The following is a 19,898-nucleotide window of genomic DNA, read 5'->3' on the forward strand; positions in this document are numbered from 1 at the left end:
CGACCGCGGTCCGGCACGCAGTCCTGCGTGCCGCTTCCGGCATGCTGGCTCCTGCTCTCTCCTCCCCGCCTCCCCCCGGCGCGACAACCTGTCGCGGCTGACAATCAGCCGCTTTGACAATGACAAGCTAACTTGTATACTAGTATGCACAAAGCGACGCTTCGGCTGCCGCTTCAACGAGATTGACGGCCGCTGAAACATGCCCAATGGCGAAGGGGCGCGGCGGCGACGGGATGAAATTCGCAGGAGTGTCTTCCATGAACATCAAATCCCGGATCGACCGCATCCCCGGCGGGATGATGATCGTCCCCCTGTTTCTTGGCGCCTGCCTGAATACGCTGGCTCCCAATACGGGGAAATTCTTCGGCTCCTTCACCAACGGCCTGATCACCGGCACGCTGCCGATCCTGTCGGTGTGGTTCTTCTGCATCGGTGCCAGCATCAGCCTGAAGGCCACCCCGCTGGTCCTGCGCAAGAGCGGCGTGCTGGTTTCGGTCAAGATTCTCACCGCTGCGATGGCGGGCGTCATCGCCTCCTGGTTCATCCCGGCGGAGGGCATCACCTCCGGCTTCTTCTCCGGCCTGTCGGTGCTGGCGATCATCGCGGTGATGAACGACACCAACGGCGGCATGTACATGGCGCTGATGCAGCAGTACGGCACCAAGGAGGAGGCCGGCGCCTTCTGCCTGATGTGCCTGGAATCCGGCCCATTCATGACCATGGTCACGCTGGGCATCGCCGGTCTGGCCGCCTTCCCCTGGCAGACGATGGTCGGCGCGCTGCTGCCCTTCCTGATCGGCTTCGCGCTGGGCAACCTCGACAAGGATTTGCGGGCCTTCTTCACCCAGGGCGTCTCGGTGATGGTTCCCTTCTTCGCCTTCGCGCTGGGCAACAACCTGAACTTCTCGACCATCCTCAACACCGGCCTGCTGGGCATCGTGCTGGGGCTGGGCGTCATCGCCGTCACCGGCTTCATGCTGGTGCTGGCCGACATCCTGCTGGCGAAGGGCAACGGCACGGCCGGCATCGGTGCCGCGTCCACCGCGGGGGCCGCGGTGACGGTGCCGCCGATCATCGCTTCCATCGAACCGACCTTCGCGCCGGTCGCTCCGTCCGCCACGGCGCTGATCGCCACCAGCGTGGTCGTCACCGCCCTGCTGACGCCGCCGCTGACCGCTTGGTGGGCGCGCCGGTTCGGCGTGCTGTCGCCCCGCTATCAGGCGGCCGAAGCGGCGAGACTGGCCCAGCCGGTGGGGATCGCTCCGGCCGAATAAGGGCGTGGATTGTAAAAGGCCGCCGGCGGGTTTCCCTGCCGGCGGCCTTTTCCATTACTGCTTCTGGGCCGGTGCGGCGTTGTGGGTGTGGCCGGCGCCGGCAGCCCCCATGCTGTGGCCTTCGGCCGGTGCCGCGGCCTGCCCGGCCGCCTCGACGGCGATCTCGACCTCGACGGTGCCGGCCTTCTCGAAACGCAGGGTCATCGGGATATGGGCGCCCTTCACCAGCGGCTGCTTGAGGCCGAGCAGCATGATGTGCAGCCCGCCCGGCGCCAGCTTCACCGCCTCGCCCGCGGGGACCGGGATGCCGCCGGCGACTTCGCGCATCTTCATCACGCCGTTCTCGTTCAGATGGGTGTGCAGTTCGGCCTTCTCCGCCGCGGGGGTGGAGGCGCCGACCAGACGGTCTTCCGTCGTTCCGGTGTTGGTCAGCGACAGATAGGCACCGCCATTCGGCGCGGACGGCGCGGTGGCGCGGGCCCAGGGGTGGCCGATCTCGATCGCACCGGCCTTGAAGCCGTGGGCCAGGGCGGTGCCGGCACCGAACAGGGCGATGGCTGCGGCGATGCCGAGAATGCGCTTCATGAACTTGTCTCCTGGAATGCGGATGTGAAGAACAGGGGGATTGCCGCCACGGCGAAAGACACCGTAGGGCTCGGCAAACGGGGCCTGCACCGGGCAGGCCGTGTTTGGGATCGCTAGCGCGACCGGAACGCCGGAATCCGCACAGGGATCGGGCGTGGCAGCCGGCAGCGGCGATGAGTCGAAGCGGAAGGGAAATCTGGCGAGCGACGTCAAGCCAGCGGTGGGGGAGCCCGTGCCTGGAGGGTCGACAGGAACCAGCCGGCGGCGACATGCTTGGCCGGGAGCAGGCGGGTGTCGCGGTCCATGGCAAGAGCGGGGCCGACCGCCAGCGGCGGCGGCGGCAAGGCCAGCCCGGTCACCAGCGGGCAGAGCGGACAATGGCCGGTTCCCGAGGGAGCCCCGTCCGGCGATTTCCCGTGATCGCCGTCACGGGCGATCCCTAGTCCGTCGATGCCGAAACCGGCCGCATCGGCCTGGATGGTGGTCAGGCCGCCGGAGGAGCAGATCGCCAGGGACACGGTCCCGCCGGCCTGGGCGATCCCGCTGCTCATCAAGGGCATCCACCCCCAGGCGATGACCTGCAGCAAAAGGGCAGCCATCCCGGCCACAAGGCCGAGCCGCCGCACCCGCCGCACTGTCATCCGACCGAAAGCCATCCGGCTTCGACGCCCTCTGCAATTGCCGGGCGTTCCCAGCAAGGATGCCGCCACGATAGCGCAGCGTTCGTGAACGGACGAGCGGCAAATGGACCCACAGGCGGCGCAGGGTCGGGCCGGCGTCTCAGGCCAGCAGGCGGAAGGCCGGTTCCGGCCGGGACAGCAGGTCGCGGCGCAGCGCCTCGATGGTGGCATCGTCGCGGGCGGCGCGGGGGATGGCCACCGGCACCTCCGCCACCACCCGGCCGGGCGAAGGCGCCAGCAGGAGAAGCCGGTCGGCCAGGGCCAGGGCCTCGCGCAGATTGTGGGTGACCAGCAGGACGGTGGTCGGCCGCCGGTCCAGCCAGTCCGACAGCAGCCCGCGCAGCCGCAGCGCCGTCGGCTCGTCCAGCGAGACGAAGGGCTCGTCCATCAGCAGCAGGTCCGGCTCCACCACGAAGGCGCGGGCGAGCGCCACCCGCCGCGCCATGCCCAGCGACAGCTGGGTCGGGAAGCGGTCTGCGAAGGGCGACAGTTCCAGCGCTTCCAGCAGGGCGTCGACCGCCGGCCCGCGCCGCTGCGCCCGCGGCAGGACCAGCGCCAGATTCTGCCGAACCGTGCGCCAGGGCAGCAGGCGCGGCTCCTGGAAGACATAGCCGATGCGGGCCAGCCCGCCGTCCGGCCGCGGTCCGACCTCCACCCTGCCGTCGAAGGCGCGGTCCAGCCCGGCGACGATGCCGAGCGCCGTCGTCTTGCCGCAGCCACTGGGACCGACCAGGGCCACGACCTCTCCCGCCAGAGCGGACAGGGTCAGGCCGCGCACAGCTTCCACTGCGCCGAAGCGCTTGGAGCGGATCTCAAGCGTCAGCGGGCATCCGCCGCCAACGCTGGCAATGCCGCTCGGCCGGCTGGAGGACGCCGTATTCCAGAAGCTGGACCACGGCCACGAACGCGATGGTGTAAGCCAGGATTCCTGCGACATCGAAGGTCTGGAAAAGGAGGTTGATCTGGAATCCGACACCGTCGCTGCGGCCCAGCAGTTCGACCACCAGCACGATCTTCCAGATCAGCGCGAGGCCGGACCGCGCAGCCGCGGCGATGGTGGGGGTGAGTTGCGGCAGCAGCACATGGCGAAGCCGGTCCGCGGGCGACAGGCGGTAGACGCGGGCCATGTCGACCAGCCCCTCGTCGATGGCGCGGGCGCCGGCCCGCACCAGCACCACCGTGTTGGGGATCTTGTTGATGGCGACGGCGCCGATTGCCGCCGCCTCGGTCAGGCCGAACCAGACATAGGCCAGCACGATGACCACCAGCGCCGGCAGGTTCAGGAAGAAGACCAGCCAGGGGCCGAACAGCCGGTCGAGGAATGGCGAGCGCCCCATCGGCAGGCCGATGCCGACCCCGATGGACATGGCGAGCGCAAAGGCCGCCAGCACGCGCAGCAGCGTGACACCCATATGGTGTAGCAGTGCGCCGCTCTCCGCCTCGCGCAGCAGGGCCTCGGCCACCACCGGCGGTCCCGGCAGCAGGCGCCCGCCGACGATCATGGCCGTGGCCTGCCACAGCGCCAGCAGCAGCAGGATCGAGACCACCGCCATCAGGGCCGGCATCAGGGCGCGGCGCACCGGCTTACGCCCCACCGGTCCAGAAGGTGCCGGGCGCGATGGCCGGCGCGTCGCCGACCAGATCCCGCCCGCCAAGCTTTGCCATCAAGGCGTAGAGTTTCGCGGCCCCTGCCCGCTCCTCCTCCGTCCAGCGGCGCGGGATGCCCTCGCGGTAGCGGTCGCGCAGCGTGCGGAAGGTGGCGTCATCCTCCGCCTGCATCAGCGGGGCGAGCCGCTCCCAGGCGGCGTCCGACTGCGCCAGCAGGGTCTTCGCCTGACCGGAGGCGGCCTGGAAACCGGCAAGGGCGGACGGGTTGGCGCGCGCCCACTCCTCGCGGAAGACATAGCCGATGGACGGCACTGTCGCCGGCTGGCCCAGCGCTTCCAGCATGTCGGACACGGTCATCGACACCTGCATGCCCTTCGCCTCCAGCCGGGCGGCGAAGGGCCAATAGGTCAGCACGGCATCCAGGTCGCCGTCGGCAAGCTTGCTGTTCAGCAGGGGCGGTGCGGCGAAGAAGGGCTGCGCATCGCGGTCGAGCGTCAGCCCGTGGCGGTCGGCCGCCACCGCCTTCAGCAGAAGCCAGCTCTTGTCGAGCGGACTGCCGGCGACGCCGATGCGCTTGCCCCGCAGATCGCCGACCCCGGCGATCTTCGACCCGGCTGGAACCACCAGCGCGCCGACGGCGGTCGAATAAGGGATGAAGCACAGCGCTTCTCCCTTGCTGCGCATCCGCGACACCCACAGCCAGTCGGAAACGATGATCTCCACGGCACCGGCCTGGAGCGCCACCTGGGTGGCGGGGTTGCCGGCCAGCTCGACCAGTTGCAGATCGATCCCGGCCTGCCTGTCGAAGCCGTTGGCGCGGACGGTGTCGAGTTCCCAGCTGACCGTGCCGAATTTCAGCACCCCGGCTCGGACGGCCGGATGGCTGGCGGCGGACTCGGAGGCCGCGGCGGTCCGGACCAGTGCCGATGCCAGAAGCGCGCCGGCCGCCAGCAAGCTCGTCCGTCTGCTACAGCCTGCCGCCATGGTCCCCGTCCGCTCAATCTTTGGACTGCCAGCTTACGGGGATCTTAGATGGTTCGTATATTCAACGATAGGAGGATAAGGGGGGTATCGCCGGCTGGAGAGCCGGTGGCGTCACAGCCCGAGATAGGCCTGCTTTACCGCCGGGTCGGCCAGCAGCGCCTCGCCCGTGCCCGACAGGACGACGCGGCCATTCTCCAGCACGTAAGCCGTCTGGGCGATGCGCAGGGAGGCGGCGACATTCTGTTCGACCAGAATGATCGTCATGCCCTCGGCGGCCAGCGAGCGGATGATGCGGAACAACTCCTGCACCAGGGCGGGCGACAGGCCGAGCGAGGGCTCGTCGAACATGATCAGCTCCGGCTTGCCCATCAGGCAGCGGCCGATGGCCAGCATCTGCTGCTCGCCGCCGGACAGGGTGCCGGCCGCCTGATCCAGCCTTTCGCGCAGGCGCGGGAACAGGTCGAGCACGCGGTCGTAGGTCTGGCGCGCGCCGGCGCGGGCGCGCGGGATGACGGCGCCCATCTCCAGATTCTCGCGCACGCTCAGCGTCGGGAAGATCTGCCGTCCCTCCGCCACCTGCCCGACGCCGAGGTCGCAGACGACATGGCTGGGCAGTCCGGCGATCTCGCGGTCCTTGAAGCGGATGCTGCCGCGCGCCGGCTTCAGGATTCCGGCGATGGCGCGGATCAGCGAGGTCTTGCCCGCCCCGTTGGCGCCGACGATGGCGGTGGTCTGCCCCGCCGCCACCCGCAGCGTGACGCCGTCGAGCGCCTGGGCGTCACCATAGTACAGGTCGAGATCGGATACGGTCAGCATGGCGGCGGGAATCCGGACAGGCGCGAAGTGCGCCCTCTATAGCGCGATCATTTCAGGAAGAACACCGCGCTCATCACCAGCCCGACGGCGATGATGCCGGCACGCAGCACAGGCTTCGGAATCCGGCGGCCCAGACGGGCGCCGACATAGCCGCCGGCGACCGCCGCGACCGTCATCAGCAGCGCCTTCGGCCATTCGACCGCTCCGCCGGCGGCGTACGCCACCACGGCAATGGCGGTCAGCACCGCCGAGAACAGGTTCTTCAGCCCGTTCATGGCGTTCAGGTCGGTCATGCCGAACAGGCTTAGCTGCGCCAGCAGGAGGATGCCGAGCCCGCCGTTGAAGTAGCCGCCATAGACCGAGACGATGAACAGCGTGCCCAGCATCGCCCCGTTGCCGTGCAGTCCCAGGCTGCGCAACCGCTGCGCCAGCATGGTGCCGAAGGCGAACAGGCCGGTCGCCAGCAGCAGCAGCCACGGCACGATTCCGCGGAACACCGAATCCGGCGTCACCAGCAAAAGCCCGGCCCCGGCCAGACCGCCGACCAGACTGACCGCCGACAGCAGCGGCAGGCTGAGCGTACCGACCGGCGTCAAATCCTGGCGATAGCCGTAGACTCCGCTGGCATAGCCGGGCAGCAGGGCGACCGTGCCGGTGGCGTTGGCGGCGACCGGCGGCACCCCGGCATAGATCAGGGCCGGCAGGGTCAGGAAACTGCCCCCGCCGGCAACGGCGTTCATCGCCCCGGCGAAAAATGCCGCAGCCAATAAAATCAATTCGATCATGATATTACGAGCGGGTCCTCAACTCCCGGCGAATGATCTTGCCGGTGGTGGTCATGGGAAGGCTGTCCATGAATTCGATGGCGCGCGGATATTCGTGGGCGGCCAGCCGGGTCTTCACATGGTCCTGGATGGAGGCGACCAGCGCATCGTCCGGCGTCACCCCCTCGTGCAGGACGACGAAGGCCTTGACGATCTCCGTGCGCAGCGGGTCGGGCACGCCGACCACCGCCGCCATGCGGACGGCGGGGTGGCCGATCAGGCAATCCTCGATCTCGCCGGGGCCGATGCGGTAGCCGGCCGAGGTGATGACGTCGTCGTCGCGTCCGACGAAGCGGATGTAGCCGTCCCCGTCCAACTCGCCCTGGTCGCCGGTGACCAGCCAGTTACCGATGAATTTGGCGGCGGTGGCGTCGGGGTTGTTCCAATAGCCGAGGAACATCACCGGATCCGGGCGGTGCACCGCGATCAGGCCGAGCTGTCCCGGTGCCAGCCGGTTGCCCTCGCCGTCGATCACCGCCACGTCATGGCCGGGGACCGGACGGCCCATGATGCCGGGCTTCGGCGCCATCAGCGTGGCGGCCGAGGAGACGATCATGTTGCACTCGGTCTGGCCATAAAACTCGTTGATCGTCACGCCGAAGGTCTCGCGCCCCCAGTCGAGCAGCCCGGCGCCCAGCGTCTCGCCGCCGCTGGCGACCGACCTCATGTCGATGGCGTGGCGCGCCCGCGGATTCTTCACCGCCCGCATCATCTTCAGCGCGGTCGGCGGCAGGAAGGCGTTGCGCACCTTGAATTCGGCCAGCAGGGCGAAGGCGGCCTCGGCATCGAACTTCTCGAAGCGGTGGGACACCACCGTCACACCATGGTGCCAGGCCGGCAGCAGGACATCGAGCAGCCCGCCGATCCACGCCCAGTCGGCCGGCGTCCAGATGCGGTCGCCCGGCTGCGGGAACAGGTCGTGCGAGATCTCCACGCCCGGCAGATGGCCCAGCAGCACCCGGTGCGCATGCAGCGCCCCCTTCGGCTGGCCGGTGGTGCCGGAGGTGTAGATGATCAGCGCCGGATCGTCCGGGCCGGTGTCGGCCGGGGTGAAGCTGTCGGACGCCGCGTCGCACAGCCCGTGCCAGTCGAGGCAGCCGGGCCCCGACCCGTCGATGCGGAAGACGGCGCGCAACTCCGGCAGGCGGTCGCGGATCTGGGCGATCTTGGCTGCGCCCACGGCATCGGTGACGACGGCACGGGCGCCGCAATTGGCCAGCCGGTATTCCAGCGCCTCCACCCCGAACAGCGAGAACAGCGGCACGGCGATGCCGCCCAGCTTGTAGACCGCGACATGGCTGATGGCGGTCTCCGGCGCCTGGGGCAGCAGGATGCCGACCCGGTCGCCGCGCGCCACGCCTTGCGCCGCCAAAGCGTTGGCGAAGCGGTTGGAGAGGGCGCGGATGTCGGAGAAGCGGTATTCCTCGACCCCGCCGTCGCGCCGCCTGTTGATCAGGGCGATGCGGTCGGGCTCCGCCTCCGCCCAGCGGTCGCAGACGTCGACGCCGATGTTGTAGCGGTCGGGTACGCGCCAGGCGAAGGCGCGGGACACCCCGTCCCAGCTGTCCGCGTTGGGCAGCATGTTCGTTCCCTCCCAAGGGCTTGTCGTCGATTCCTTTGTGGAACCGTTGGGTCGATCATAGGAGCAACCGAGGCACCGCGTCACGCATCGGGAATAAGATGCGGGTCAGCCATGTTGATGGCGTCAGGAACGGACGGCTTCGTGCCGATCCCAACAGGACCCAACAGGACGAGAGCCACCATGAAAGCCAGCCCCTTCCTCGCCGCCGCGCTGTCCGCCAGCCTGCTCGCGGCCCCGCTTGCCGGCTGCGCCCAGCCCGGCTACGGCGACTCCTATGGCGGTGTCAGCGCCAACAAGCAGACGGCCGGCACCGTGCTGGGCGGCGTGGTCGGCGGTCTGGCAGGCTCGCGCTTCGGCGGCGGCAGCGGCAAGCTGGTGGCGGTGGGCGTCGGCACGCTGCTGGGTGCGGCGCTGGGCAATGCGGCCGGCGCCTCGCTCGACCGTGCCGACCAGAATTATGCCCAGCAGGCGGCGGTCAACGCCTACAGCGCGCCGACCGGCAGCACTGTGCGCTGGAACAACCCGGAAACCGGCAATTACGGCGCCTACACCCCGGTGCGTGATGGAACCGGGCCGCAGGGCCAGCTCTGCCGTGAATACCAGACGACCATCGTCGTCCAGGGCCGTACCCAGCAGGGCTTCGGCACTGCCTGCCAGCAGGCGGACGGCACCTGGCGCGTGGTCAGCTGACGTATCGTCGGCAAACCTCAGGCGAGCGCCGCCCGACGCCGGGCGGCGCTGCCCGATTTGGGGGCGGGGCCGGTGAGGGCGCAGGCGATGCGCACCGCTCCCTCGCCATCCAGCGGCAGTGACGCTGCTGCGTCCTGCATCCGCTGTCGCAACCCCGCATCGGCCCATAGAGCGAGCGCTCGCTCGGCGATGATCCCGGCTGCCTCGGCCGGTTGGTGTCCACGGGCGTCCAAGGCGCTGCTCCAGCCCAGTTCCGCAGCGTCATTGCTCGCCATCGCCTGATTGTCGGCGGTGACCACCAGCAGGGTCGGCACCGCCAGTGCGGCCAACTCGCCCATGGTGCCGCCGCCCGCCGACACCGCCAGCCCGCTTTCCGCCATCAGCGCGCCCATGCGCGGGCAGTCGATCTCCACGGCAAGCTCATCGCCGGCAAGCCCGGCCAGTTCCGCCGCGCGCGGGTTGCTGCCGCCGACGACGGCGACGATCCGGCAGCCGTCCGGCCGCCGCTTCGCCAACGCTTCCAGGACCGGGCCGGTCAATCCCAGCGGGTCGGAGCCGCCGAAGGTCACCAGCAGCACCGGCCGGTCGGTGATGCCTGGCCGTGGCGCCTGCGCCGCCAGCCGCACCTCCCGCCGCAGCGGGGCATAGCCGGGGCCGAGCAGCAGGACGGCGCCGGGCGCCATCGCGTCATAGGGAAGGGCGGCGGCCTGCGGTGCCGCATTGACGACGAGGTCGGCGTGCAGCGGCGTGCCGTCGCCCAGATCGTCCCAGGCCAGCACCCGTGCACCCGCCGCCTGAAGCCCGGCACGGTAGGCCTCGCCGAAGCGGTAGCCGTCGAGCATCACCGCGCTTCCATGTTCCCGCCGCAGCAGCGAGCGGGTGGCAGCCAGATCGGCCGCCTCCCCCACCGGGCCGGCGATGGAGACATGGCGGAACCCGTCGGAAGTCAGGCGGCGGTCGATGGCGGGCGTGGATTCCACGGCGGCGAACAGCGCCTCGTGCCCCTGGTCGCGCAGCGCCTCCGCCACGGCGAGACAGCGCATGACATGGCCGGTGCCGATGGTCGGCGAGGCGTCGGCACGGATGAGGATGACGGCCATGGCGCGGGTCCGTAAGAGACGGCGTGGCTGTCCTACCACGGCACGCGGGATCGGGGTGGCCAGCATCTTGGCGCGGCACTTTGCGCCTGTCCAGCGACAGACCGGGGGCGTGCGGGGGTAAATTGCGGCCCCCGGCACGGCGCGCCGGCAGTCTCCCCTCAGGACTCCCGGCCGGCAATGACGCTGGCGGCGGTGGCGAGGCTTTCCGGCGTGCCGATGTCGAGGAAGCGGGCCTTGGCGACATGGGCGTTCAGCGTGCCGGCCGGCAGCTTTTCCAGCACGTCGCGTTCCAGCGACACCGCACCCGCCGCGACGAAGCGGTCGAGGAAAGCTGCGGAGAACAGATAGACCCCCGCATTGATGGTGCCCGCCCCGGGCGCCTTGTCCAGGAAGCGGCGGACGCGGCTGTCGGGACCGATCTCCACCCGCACGAAGCGGGACGCGTCCTCAACCGTCACGCAGAGCATCGACGCCTCGGCGCCCGACAGCCGGTGCGAGGCGATGAAGGCCCGCAGGTCGGCATCGAGGAAGGTGTCGCCGTTCACCACCAGGATGGTGCTGCTGCGCAACTCCTTGCGGACATAGCCGAGCGCGCCTGCGGTGCCGAGCGGGCGCGGTTCGATCTGGCAGACCACGTCGATGGTGCCGGCCGAATCCCCGCGGGCGAGCCAAGCGGTCACCCGGTCGGCCAGATGGCCCAGGCACAGCACCACGCGGCGCGACCCGTAGGTGGACAGATAATCGAGGAGGTGACCGAGGAAGGCGCGGCCCGCAATCGGGGCCAGGACCTTCGGCGTGTCACCCAAAACGCCCCGGATGCGCGTGCCGAGCCCGCCGGCGAGCACCGCGACGTCTATGTTGGCAAGAGCGTCCTCAGACCGCACCGACCGTCCTTTCGCTGAAGTCCCGCTGTCGTCACTCGGCTTGCCGGAGCAGCTTACGACGGAGCGGGCGCCGGGTCATCCACCCTGCGCGGGACCCGGCGGCCATAGTCGATAAAGGGGGCGCTCGGGAATCGCAATGCGGAATTGCGCCGAATCATCCACTCTCCGATGGACACCCCGACCGGGAGCGGTCTTCAGCCAGTCGGCGCAGGCGCCGCGCCGCTGCCGCAAGAGCGGCGTCATGGTCGCCGGACCGGCCGATCAGCGACATAGTCGGGAACCAGGGCCGCACCGCCGTTCCCAGGGCCGACCAGTCTCCGGCCCCGGCGATCCGCCAGACCGGCACGCCGAGTGCCGCGGCCAGTTCCCCCACTGCGGTCGGCGCGGATATGACGAGATCCAGGCCTGACATGAGCGCCGCCACCCCGTCCAGATCGTTGCGCTGGTCCAGATCGGGCCAGTGATGCAGCACGGTGCCGAAGCGGTGCAGGGCCTCCTCCCGCTCAGCCTCGTGACCGTCATATTGGAGGCTGACGAAGGCGATGCCGGGGATGCCGAAGACCGGTGACCATTGTGCGATCCGGCTGTAGGCGGCGGCCCGGTCCGCCGTCATCCGGCTGCTGCGCCAGCAGATGCCGACCCGCAAGCCCGGGCCGAGTGCTGCCAGTCTTTCGCGCCAATCCACCGCCAGCCCGGGGTCGGCGGTGAGGAGCGGACCGGTCGCACGGAATCGACTCACGTCCGGCCGCAGCCGTGCCGCGACGCTGCCCAGCGGCGCGTGGCAATCGGCATCCCGCGGATCCGCGCTGGGCGCCCGGACCTCCGCCGCCGGCAGGGCGCGGGCGAAAAGCCCGACGAGGCGCGGGTCGCATTCGACGATGACCCTCCCCGCCTGACCGAGCAGATCGGGCAGCGCCGTGCCGAACAGGATCTCGTCGCCCAGACCCTGCTCTCCCCACACCAGGATGCGGCGGCCGGCCAGCGGTTCGCCCTGCCATTCGGGGATGCCGACGCGGCGGGACACGGCGTCGCCGGTGGCGAAGCGGTGGGCATAGTCCGCCCAGCCGCCGTCCAGATCGCCATCGGCCAGCCGCAGCAGGGCCCGGTTCATCCGCGCCTCGGCCCGGCCGGGGGCCAGCCTCAGCGTGCGGTCGGCCAACAGGGCGGCGAGCCGGCGCTCTCCCCGCATCAGCAGCGTGTGGCCGTGGTTGACCAGCACATCCGGCAGGTCGGGGGCGAACGCCATCGCGTGGCGGTGGGCAAATAGCGCGTCGTCCCAGCGCCCGAGCCCGGCCAACGCCATGCCCAGGTTCGACCAGCCCTTGGGCGATGCCGGGACGAGGCGAAGCGACCGGTGGGACTGGCGGGCGGCCTCGGCGAAGCGGCCCAGTCCCTTCGCAGCCGCGCCGGCCGTGGTCAGCACCCCGGCAAGGGAGGGCGCCAGGGCCGCCGCACGGGTGCAGGCGTTTGCCGCCTCGGCGAAGCGGCGGGCGGCGAGCAGTGCGGCGGCGAGGTTGCCCCAGCTTTCCGCCTGCATCGGCCGCAGCCGGACGGTGCGGCGGTGCAGCGTGGCGGCCTCGGGCGCGGCGGCATCGGCCTGGAGCGCCACGCCGAGATTGCCCAGCGCCTCGGCAAAGGTCGGGTTCAACGCCACCGCAAGCCGGTGCCAGCGGATGGCTGCCTTGACCCGGCCGAGCCGGAGCAGGGTCAGGCCGCCGTTGGTCCAGGCGGCCGGCTGGGTCGGAAGCAAGGCGACGGCCTGCCGGTGCAGCATTTCGGCATTCGCAAACCGGCCCTGCCGGTGCAGAGCGACAGCCTGTTTTGCGAGACTCTCGCCTTCCAGGGTAATCCCCCTCTCCGCCCCGGGGAGAGGGTCGGGGTGAGGGGGACGCGGTGCGTTGTTTTCCCGAGAATCCGTGCTGTGCGGCCCCCTCACCCAGCCCTCTCCCCGGGGGGGAGAGGGTATCCGTTTGGGGGGGAGTGACTTCAATACACGCGCCATATCGGCCATCGTCGCCGACAGTGGCTCTCCGGGGCGGGGCTGGAACAGCCGCATCGACGGATACCAGGGGCGCACGCCGGCTCCCAACTGCGTCCAGTCGCGGGTGCCGAAGCGCCAGACCGGGGTGCCCAGCGCTCCAGCCAGTTCGCCGATCGACATGGCGGGCGAGATGACGAGGTCCAGCCCGGCGATCAGGGCGGCGACGCCGTCGAAATCGTCCTTGCGGTCGAGGTCGTCCCAGCGGTGCAGGCGGATGCCGAAGCGTTTCTCGGCCCGACGGACCTCCTCCTCCACCTCGCCATATTGCAGCAGCACCCAGTGGATTCCGGGCAGCGCGAACAGCGGCGTCCAAGCGTCCAGCGCCAGATAGGCGGCGCTGCGTTCGGAGGTCATCATCTGGCTGCGCCAACCGATGCCGATGCGCAGCCCCGGACCGAGGGCCGCCAGCCGCTCGCGCCATCGCTCCACCAGCCCGGCATCGGGCACCAGCCAGGACGGTCGCGCCGGAAAATCGGCCAGCCGGCGGCGGAGAACACGGGGCAAGGACCCCATCGGCACGTGGCGGTCATAGTCCGGGATCGCCATCGCTTCCCGCCCCTGCCCGTCCAGCGCCTCCGCCCGCACCCTCAGGGTGGGAAAGGAGCGGGCGAACAGCGGGACCAGACGGCGGTCGATTTCCAGAATGGTGGAGACGGCCCGTCCGGCAAGCTCCGGGCAAAGGGCGGAGAACAGGATGGTGTCGCCCACCCCCTGCTCCCCCCAGATCATCAGGCGACGGCCGGTCAGATCCTCGCCACGCCAGGCCGGGGCACGGGGCTGGCGCCCCTGTCCGACCTGACCCGATCCGAAACGCCAGCCATAGCCGGGCCAGCCCCGGTCGAGATCGCCGGCCTCCAGCCGCAGCAGGCCCTTGTTGAAGTGGGACAGCGACAGGTCCGGCCGCAGGGTCAGCGCGCGGTCGTAGCAGCGCTCCGCCTCACCGTCGTCGCCCAGCCGCTGGCGGGCCAGCCCCAGATTGCTCCATGCCTCGCCATAGGAAGGGTCAAGCGCCAGGGCGCTGCGGTAGCAGCCGGCGGCACCGACATAGTCGTGCAGGCCCTGGCGCAGATGGCCCAGATTGTTGCGGGACGGCGCCTCCAGCGGAGCGAGGTGGATGGCGCGGCGCTGGGACCGTTCTGCCTCGGCGAAGCGCTCGGCGCTGCGCAGGGCGTTGCCGAGGTTCGTGTGGGTTTCCGCCAGCACCGGGTCCAGCGCCAAGGCCGCATGCCACGCCTTCCAGGCATCGGCGGTGCGGCCGGCGGCGTGGCGGGCATTGCCCAGATTGTTCCAGGCGCCGGCGAAGTCCGGCCGGTGATGGACTGCCTGCCGGTGCAAGGTCTCCGCCTCGGCTGGGCGGCCCTGAGCGGCGCGGACGCTGCCGAGATTGTCCAGTGCGTCGGCATGGTTGGGCTGGATGGCCGTGGCCGCGTCGAAGCAGGTCGCGGCGTCCTCCAGCTGACCAAGAGCCTTAAGGCAAAGTCCCAAGCCGTTGAGACAGAAAGGATCTCTGGGGTCGAGCCGCAGGGCATCGGCGTAGCGTTCCGCCGCGTCCTCCATCCGCCCCGCGGCGTGGAGTGCGGCCGCCAAGGCGGACAAGGCGGAGGCGTCGGCGGCCCCTCCGCCGAAGGCCGAGGCCATCCGCAAGGCCTCGACAGCCTCGTCCAACCGGCCGAGCTGGCGCAGGCTGACGGCCCGGTTGGTCCAGGGGCGGGGATCTCCCGGCAGCAGATCCGCGGCGCGGGTGTGGGACGCCAACGCTTCGTCCGCTCTTCCGAGACCTTGCAGGGCAGCACCGAGATTGAGATGGGCGTCGGCCAGGTCGGGCGACAGCCGTGCCGCCTCTGCATACCGGTCCGCCGCCTCCGCCATCCGGCCTTGTGCAGCCAGCACAAGTCCGAGATTGAAATGGGCGCCGACATGGCCGGGATCGCGCTCCAGCGCCCGCCGTTGCGCTGCCTCGGCCTCGGCAAGCCTGTCCAGACGTTGCAAGACGATTCCGAGATTGGCGTGATAATCCGCCACTCCGGGGACTAGACCAACGGCTTTGGAAATCAGATCAATGGCTTGAAGGTTGTCGTTGCGCTGGTGGTTGAGAACGCCGAGCAGATGCAAGGCGTCGGCATGGAGCGGTTCGGCTTGTAACACCCGCCGATACAGGGGCTCCGCAGCGTCCAGCGCTCCTTGCTGATGATGGCGCAGTGCATCGGCAAACCAGTCGGCAGGATTCACAGTTCACCTGAGGAAAGTCTGGTAAGCAGCTGAACTGCCTTTTGTATGGCGTCTTTGACGCCATCGCCAGCATCGGGCTGGATGCAGCGCATGGAGGGAAACCAGGGGCGAACTGCGGTGCCGAGCTGGGTCCAGTCGCGGCGGCCCAAACGCCAAACCGGAGTGCCGAGCGCTGCCGCCATCTCCCCGGCGGACGACGCCACGGTGATCACAAGATCGAGGTTCGCCATCAGGGCGGCGGTGCCCTCCAGATCGGCGATCTGGTCGAGGTCGGGCCAGTGGTGGAGGCACACGCCCAAGCGCTCCTCGATGGCGGCGATCTCCGCTTCCCGCCCGTCATATTGCAGGCTGACGGCATGCAGGCCGCGCAGGCGCAGCAGGGCCGCCCAATCCTCCAGTTCCGTGTAGGAGTGGCGGCGTTCGGTGGTGAGGCGCTGGCTGGTCCAGGCGATGCCGATTTTCAGGCCGGGTCCGAGAGCGTCCAGACGCGACCGCCATGCCGCGGTCCGCATCGGGTCAGGCTTCAGCCAGCCGGCGGGCGGCGGTGGGACGGGAGCGGTCCGCCAAAGCAGGCGTGGCAAGGAGCCGAAGCCCAGATGGCAGTCGGCGTCGGCCGGCCGTCGCGTCGGTTCCCGCACGGTGGTGCCGGGGAAAGAGCGCTGGAACAGCGGGACCAGCCGCGGTTCGCATTCGACGATGGTGCCGGGAAAGCGTGCCAGTGCCTCCGGCAGCAGGGCGCCGAACATCAACTCGTCGCCCAGCCCCTGTTCGGCCCACAACAGCAGACGGCGCCCGGCGAGGTCGCCACCGTCCCATTCCGGGACGTTAAAAGGGCGCTTCGGCTTCAGTCGGCCGGACTCGAAGCGGACGGCGTAGTCTTTCCACCCCTCGGCCAGCCGGCCCTGGCGCAGGCGCAGGATGGCCCGGTTGAAGCGGGCAAGCGCCTGCGCCGGATCGGCCTCCAGGGCGTGGGTGAACGCCTGCTCGGCAGCCGTTTCGTCACCGAGATCCTGAAGGGCGAGCGCAAGATTGGTGTGGGCGGCGGCATAACCCGGCCGCAGATCCAGCGCCCGGCGTTGCAGATCGGCGGACTCCACGGCCCGTCCTTGCAAGCGGCGGATGGTGCCGAGATTGGTCATCGCCTCCGCCATCGTCGGGTCGAGCCGCAGGGCGCGGGCGAAGGCATCGCCGGCCGAGGCGATCCGGTCGGCGCACTGGAGGGCAAGGCCTTGGGCGTTCCAGCCCTCGGCATCCGCCGGCTCCAGCATCAGATGGCGGCGGTGGGCTGGCAGGGCATCGACGCCGCGGCGTTGCAGCGATCCGGCCAAGGCGAGTGCAGCCGGCGCATGGTCCGGCCGGTGGGCCAGCACAGCACGCAAGGCCGCCTCTCCCTGCTCGCTCTGCCCCAGGTCGAGCAGGGTAAGGCCGAGGGCGGCGCGTGCTTCCAGCAGGGACGGGTTGGCCGCCACTGCATGGCGCAGCAGCGGTTCCGCCTCCGCCGAACGGCCGAGGCTGCGCAGCACGGCGCCGAGGTTGCCCTCCGCCTCCGCATAGTCGGGGCGGGCGCGCAGGGCGGCGCGGTAGGCGTCGGCAGCGTCCTCCGTCTTGCCCTGGGCGTTCAGCGCATTGCCCAGCGTGTTCGCCGCCTCCGGAAACGGGCGGCGCAGGCGCAGGGCGTTGCGGGCGGCGCGTTCCGCCTCGGCGGAGCGGCCGAGCGCCTGGAGGGCGTAGGCGAGGTTGGCGTGGTAATCGGGAACGTCGCGTCTGGCTGACACCGCCTGCCCGATCAGGTCGGCGGCATCGGTGAAGCGGCCGGTCTGGCAGGCGATCATGCCCAGCAGGTGCAGGGCGTCCGGCTGGCGTGGCTGGGCGGCGAGCGCTTGGCGGTAGAGCGCATCGGCTTCTGCCAAACGGCCGGACTGGTGCAGCGGCACGGCCTGCGCGACCAGCGCTGCGGCGCTTGCCGCAGCGGTGTTGCCGGATTTGCGCTGCCCGGAAATGCGCTGGTTACTCATGCCCCGTGCCGTTCCTGTTGGCTACGGGTAAGGGATAGCACGATTCCGGTGCGGTGGAATGGGGGCGCGGCAGTCACCGCGCCCCCAGCCCTCCCTTGATTTACGCCCCCACGCCGACCGGCGGGGTCGGAGCGGCGTTGACTGGGTCGGCGAGCTGGGCATCGACCACGGCGACGGCGGTCATGTTGACCAGGCCGCGGGTGGTGACCGACGGGGTGACGATGTGGACCGGCCGCTGGACGCCCAGCAGGATCGGACCAACATTCTGCGCCTCGCCCAGGATCTTCATCATGTTGAAGGCGATGTTGGCGGCGTCCAGCGTCGGCATGACCAGCAGGTTCGCCTCCCCCTTCAGGCGGCTGTCGGGCAGCACTTCCTTGCGGATGGCCGGCGCCAGGGCGGCATCGGCATGCATTTCACCGTCGATCTCGACGTCCGGCATCTGCTCGGACGCCAATTCCACTGCCGCGCGCATCTTGCGGGCGGACGGGGTGTCGGCGCTGCCGAAGTTGGAGTGGGAGAGCAGGGCCACCTTCGGCTCGATGCCGAAGCGCTTCACCTCGTCCGCCGCCAGCCGGGCGATCTCGGCCACCTGCTCGGCGGTCGGGTCGGGGTTGACGTAGGTGTCGGTGATGAAGTGGACGCCCTTCTGCGAGATCAACGCGTTCATCGTCGCGGCGACCTTCACGCCGTCGCGCAAGCCGATCAGGCCGCAGATATGCGCCCAATGCTCGTTGAAGCGGCCGGTGGTGCCGCAGACCAGGGCGTCGGCCTCGCCGCGGCGGACCATCAGGGCGCCGAAGACGGTGGGCTGGGTGCGGACCACGTTGGCGGCATGGCTGGGCGAGACGCCGCGGCGGCCCATCAGCTTGCGGTAATGTTCGGTGAAGTTGTGATAGCGCGGGTCGCGGATGATCTCGATGACCTCCACGTCCTGGCCGATCTTCAGGCGCAGGCCCATCTCGGCAATGACACGCTCGATCACCTCGCGGCGGCCGATCAGCACCGGATGCGCGATGCCGTCGTCGACCACCACCTGGGCGCAGCGGATCACGCGCGGGTCCTCGCCCTCGGCATAGACGACGCGCTTGGGCGCGGTCTTGGCCTTGGTGATGACCGGCTTCATGAACAGGCCGGACCGGATGACGTACTGGTTCAGCTGGTCCTGATAGGCGCGGAAATCGGCGATGGGCCGGGTGGCGACGCCCGAATCCATGGCCGCCCTGGCGACGGCCGAGGACACCTCGACGATCAGGCGCGGGTCGAAGGGCTTGGGCAGGATGTAGTCGGGGCCGAAGCGCAGCGATTCACCGACATAGGCCGACGCCACCACGTCCGACGGTTCGGCGCGGGCGAGGTTGGCCATGGCGTGGGTCGCCGCGATCTTCATCTCCTCGTTCACCGTGGTGGCGCCGACGTCCAGCGCACCGCGGAAGATGAAGGGGAAGCACAGGACGTTGTTGACCTGGTTGGGGAAGTCGGAGCGGCCGGTGGCGATGATGGCGTCCGGACGGGCTTCGCGGGCCAGATCCGGCATGATCTCCGGTTCCGGGTTGGCGAGCGCCAGGATCAGCGGCTTGTCGGCCATGCGGGCCAGCAGCTCCGGCTTCAGCACCTTGGCACCCGACAGGCCGAGGAAGATGTCGGCGCCGTCGATGACGTCGGACAGCGTGCGCGCCGCGGTGTCGTGCGCGTAGGCGTCCTTGTACTCGTTCATCTCCTCGTTGCGGCCCTTGTGGACCACGCCGATGCGGTCGACCAGCCAGACATTTTCGCGGCGGACCCCCAGCGACAGCATCAGGTCCAGACACGCGATGCCGGCGGCCCCGCCGCCGGTGGAGACGACCTTGACCTTCGAGATGTCCTTGCCGACCAGGGCCAGCCCGTTCAGCACGGCCGCACCCACCACGATGGCGGTGCCGTGCTGGTCGTCGTGGAACACCGGGATCTTCATGCGCTCGCGGCAGCGGCGCTCGATCTCGAAGCAGGCCGGGGCGGCGATGTCTTCCAGGTTGATGGCGCCGAAGGTCGGCTCCAGCCGGACGATGGTATCGACCAGACCATCGACGTCCAGCTCGTTCAGCTCGATGTCGAAGCAGTCGATGCCGGCGAACTTCTTGAAGAGGACGGCCTTGCCTTCCATCACCGGCTTGGCGGCCAGCGGCCCGATGTTGCCCAGCCCCAGCACCGCGGTGCCGTTGGTGACGACGGCAACCAGATTGGCGCGCGCCGTCAGCTCCGCCGCCTTCGACGGATCCTCGGCAATGGCGGTGCAGGCATGGGCCACGCCCGGCGAATAGGCCAGTGCAAGATCGCGCTGGTTGGCCATGGGCTTGGTCGCGACGACTGCCAGCTTGCCGGGCCGCGGGTTGCGGTGATACTCGAGCGCCATCGCCTCAAAATCGCCGGACATCGGGTCTCTTCCTCCGGTTAACGAGATTTCAGTTAATTCTTTGGGTTCACTTCACCTGGATGGCGGTTATAGCCCATTCGGACTGATGCGCCAACCACTGGGAATACAGAAAGGGACGATTCGAACCAAATCGAAGCGTCCCCCTGATCTTACAGGAACCTTTGCCGGGCCGG

The 19,898-nt window shown here is 69.8% G+C and carries 15 protein-coding genes; 2 read left to right on the top strand and 13 right to left on the bottom strand.

Annotation, left to right across the window (positions count from 1 at the left end; genetic code table 11):
- Positions 1–257: 257 nt before the first annotated feature.
- Positions 258–1,274 carry a 2-keto-3-deoxygluconate transporter gene (gene kdgT, locus TSH64_RS28005; RefSeq protein ID WP_109453109.1) on the top strand — a complete coding sequence of 339 codons (1,017 nt, stop codon included), beginning with the start codon at positions 258–260 and terminating at the stop codon, positions 1,272–1,274.
- 54 nt (positions 1,275–1,328) lie between these two features.
- Here the strand turns inward: kdgT and TSH64_RS28010 are convergent, their stop codons facing one another.
- The 8 genes from TSH64_RS28010 to TSH64_RS28045 form a co-directional block, all read right to left on the bottom strand.
- The gene (locus TSH64_RS28010) at positions 1,329–1,859 is read right to left on the bottom strand and encodes a copper chaperone PCu(A)C (protein ID WP_109450106.1); all 531 of its coding nucleotides are present in this window, start codon (positions 1,857–1,859) and stop codon (positions 1,329–1,331) included.
- 209 nt (positions 1,860–2,068) lie between these two features.
- A complete protein-coding gene (locus TSH64_RS28015) occupies positions 2,069–2,410 on the bottom strand; it encodes a DUF2946 family protein (protein ID WP_247873189.1) in 342 nt (113 codons plus the stop codon).
- Positions 2,411–2,639: 229 nt separating this feature from the next.
- Positions 2,640–3,317: an ABC transporter ATP-binding protein gene (locus tag TSH64_RS28020; RefSeq protein WP_247873190.1), complete on the bottom strand. Its 678-nt coding sequence runs from the start codon at positions 3,315–3,317 to the stop codon at positions 2,640–2,642.
- A 34-nt stretch (positions 3,318–3,351) separates the two neighbouring features.
- The gene (locus TSH64_RS28025) at positions 3,352–4,119 is read right to left on the bottom strand and encodes an ABC transporter permease (protein WP_348770332.1); all 768 of its coding nucleotides are present in this window, start codon (positions 4,117–4,119) and stop codon (positions 3,352–3,354) included.
- A gap of 4 nt (positions 4,120–4,123) precedes the next feature.
- Positions 4,124–5,101, bottom strand: coding sequence for an ABC transporter substrate-binding protein (locus tag TSH64_RS28030; protein WP_247873191.1), 978 nt, complete (start codon positions 5,099–5,101; stop codon positions 4,124–4,126).
- A 141-nt stretch (positions 5,102–5,242) separates the two neighbouring features.
- Positions 5,243–5,947, bottom strand: coding sequence for an ABC transporter ATP-binding protein (locus TSH64_RS28035; protein ID WP_109450112.1), 705 nt, complete (start codon positions 5,945–5,947; stop codon positions 5,243–5,245).
- Positions 5,948–5,994: 47 nt separating this feature from the next.
- Positions 5,995–6,732 carry a sulfite exporter TauE/SafE family protein gene (locus tag TSH64_RS28040; protein ID WP_109450114.1) on the bottom strand — a complete coding sequence of 246 codons (738 nt, stop codon included), beginning with the start codon at positions 6,730–6,732 and terminating at the stop codon, positions 5,995–5,997.
- Between the two features lie 4 nt (positions 6,733–6,736).
- Entirely contained in the window at positions 6,737–8,353 is a 1,617-nt protein-coding gene (locus tag TSH64_RS28045; RefSeq protein ID WP_109450116.1) for an acyl-CoA synthetase, read from the bottom strand.
- A gap of 180 nt (positions 8,354–8,533) precedes the next feature.
- On the opposite strand from TSH64_RS28045, the gene TSH64_RS28050 reads away from it, so the two are divergent.
- Positions 8,534–9,043, top strand: a complete 510-nt coding sequence (locus TSH64_RS28050) for an RT0821/Lpp0805 family surface protein (protein WP_109450119.1) — start codon at positions 8,534–8,536, stop codon at positions 9,041–9,043.
- Between the two features lie 17 nt (positions 9,044–9,060).
- Here TSH64_RS28050 and pseG read toward each other — a convergent pair whose 3' ends face one another.
- The 5 genes from pseG to TSH64_RS28075 form a co-directional block, all read right to left on the bottom strand.
- Complete coding sequence (pseG, locus tag TSH64_RS28055; RefSeq protein WP_109450121.1) at positions 9,061–10,143, bottom strand: UDP-2,4-diacetamido-2,4,6-trideoxy-beta-L-altropyranose hydrolase; 1,083 nt, start codon at positions 10,141–10,143, stop codon at positions 9,061–9,063.
- 158 nt (positions 10,144–10,301) lie between these two features.
- Positions 10,302–11,027 carry a nucleotidyltransferase family protein gene (locus TSH64_RS28060; protein WP_109450123.1) on the bottom strand — a complete coding sequence of 242 codons (726 nt, stop codon included), beginning with the start codon at positions 11,025–11,027 and terminating at the stop codon, positions 10,302–10,304.
- Between the two features lie 154 nt (positions 11,028–11,181).
- Positions 11,182–15,297, bottom strand: coding sequence for a tetratricopeptide repeat protein (locus TSH64_RS28065; RefSeq protein WP_109450125.1), 4,116 nt, complete (start codon positions 15,295–15,297; stop codon positions 11,182–11,184).
- Entirely contained in the window at positions 15,294–17,312 is a 2,019-nt protein-coding gene (locus tag TSH64_RS28070; protein WP_247873192.1) for a tetratricopeptide repeat protein, read from the bottom strand. Before TSH64_RS28070 ends, TSH64_RS28065 begins: the two co-directional genes overlap by 4 nt.
- Before the next feature lie 100 nt (positions 17,313–17,412).
- Positions 17,413–19,725 (bottom strand): NADP-dependent malic enzyme, encoded by a 2,313-nt coding sequence (locus TSH64_RS28075; RefSeq protein WP_109450127.1) that lies wholly within the window; start codon positions 19,723–19,725, stop codon positions 17,413–17,415.
- Between the last annotated feature and the right edge of the window lie 173 nt (positions 19,726–19,898).

This window comes from Azospirillum sp. TSH64 (assembly GCF_003116035.1).
Taxonomy (GTDB): Bacteria; Pseudomonadota; Alphaproteobacteria; order Azospirillales; family Azospirillaceae; genus Azospirillum.

Bases quoted from the DNA above. Each gene is read 5' to 3' on its own strand.
- kdgT (WP_109453109.1), top strand. From the start codon at position 258: ATGAACATCAAATCCCGGATCGACCGCATCCCCGGCGGGATGATGATC.
- TSH64_RS28010 (WP_109450106.1), bottom strand. From the start codon at position 1,859: ATGAAGCGCATTCTCGGCATCGCCGCAGCCATCGCCCTGTTCGGTGCC.
- TSH64_RS28015 (WP_247873189.1), bottom strand. From the start codon at position 2,410: ATGAGCAGCGGGATCGCCCAGGCCGGCGGGACCGTGTCCCTGGCGATC.
- TSH64_RS28035 (WP_109450112.1), bottom strand. From the start codon at position 5,947: ATGCTGACCGTATCCGATCTCGACCTGTACTATGGTGACGCCCAGGCG.
- TSH64_RS28040 (WP_109450114.1), bottom strand. From the start codon at position 6,732: ATGATCGAATTGATTTTATTGGCTGCGGCATTTTTCGCCGGGGCGATG.
- TSH64_RS28045 (WP_109450116.1), bottom strand. From the start codon at position 8,353: ATGCTGCCCAACGCGGACAGCTGGGACGGGGTGTCCCGCGCCTTCGCC.
- TSH64_RS28050 (WP_109450119.1), top strand. From the start codon at position 8,534: ATGAAAGCCAGCCCCTTCCTCGCCGCCGCGCTGTCCGCCAGCCTGCTC.
- pseG (WP_109450121.1), bottom strand. From the start codon at position 10,143: ATGGCCGTCATCCTCATCCGTGCCGACGCCTCGCCGACCATCGGCACC.
- TSH64_RS28070 (WP_247873192.1), bottom strand. From the start codon at position 17,312: ATGAGTAACCAGCGCATTTCCGGGCAGCGCAAATCCGGCAACACCGCT.
- TSH64_RS28075 (WP_109450127.1), bottom strand. From the start codon at position 19,725: ATGTCCGGCGATTTTGAGGCGATGGCGCTCGAGTATCACCGCAACCCG.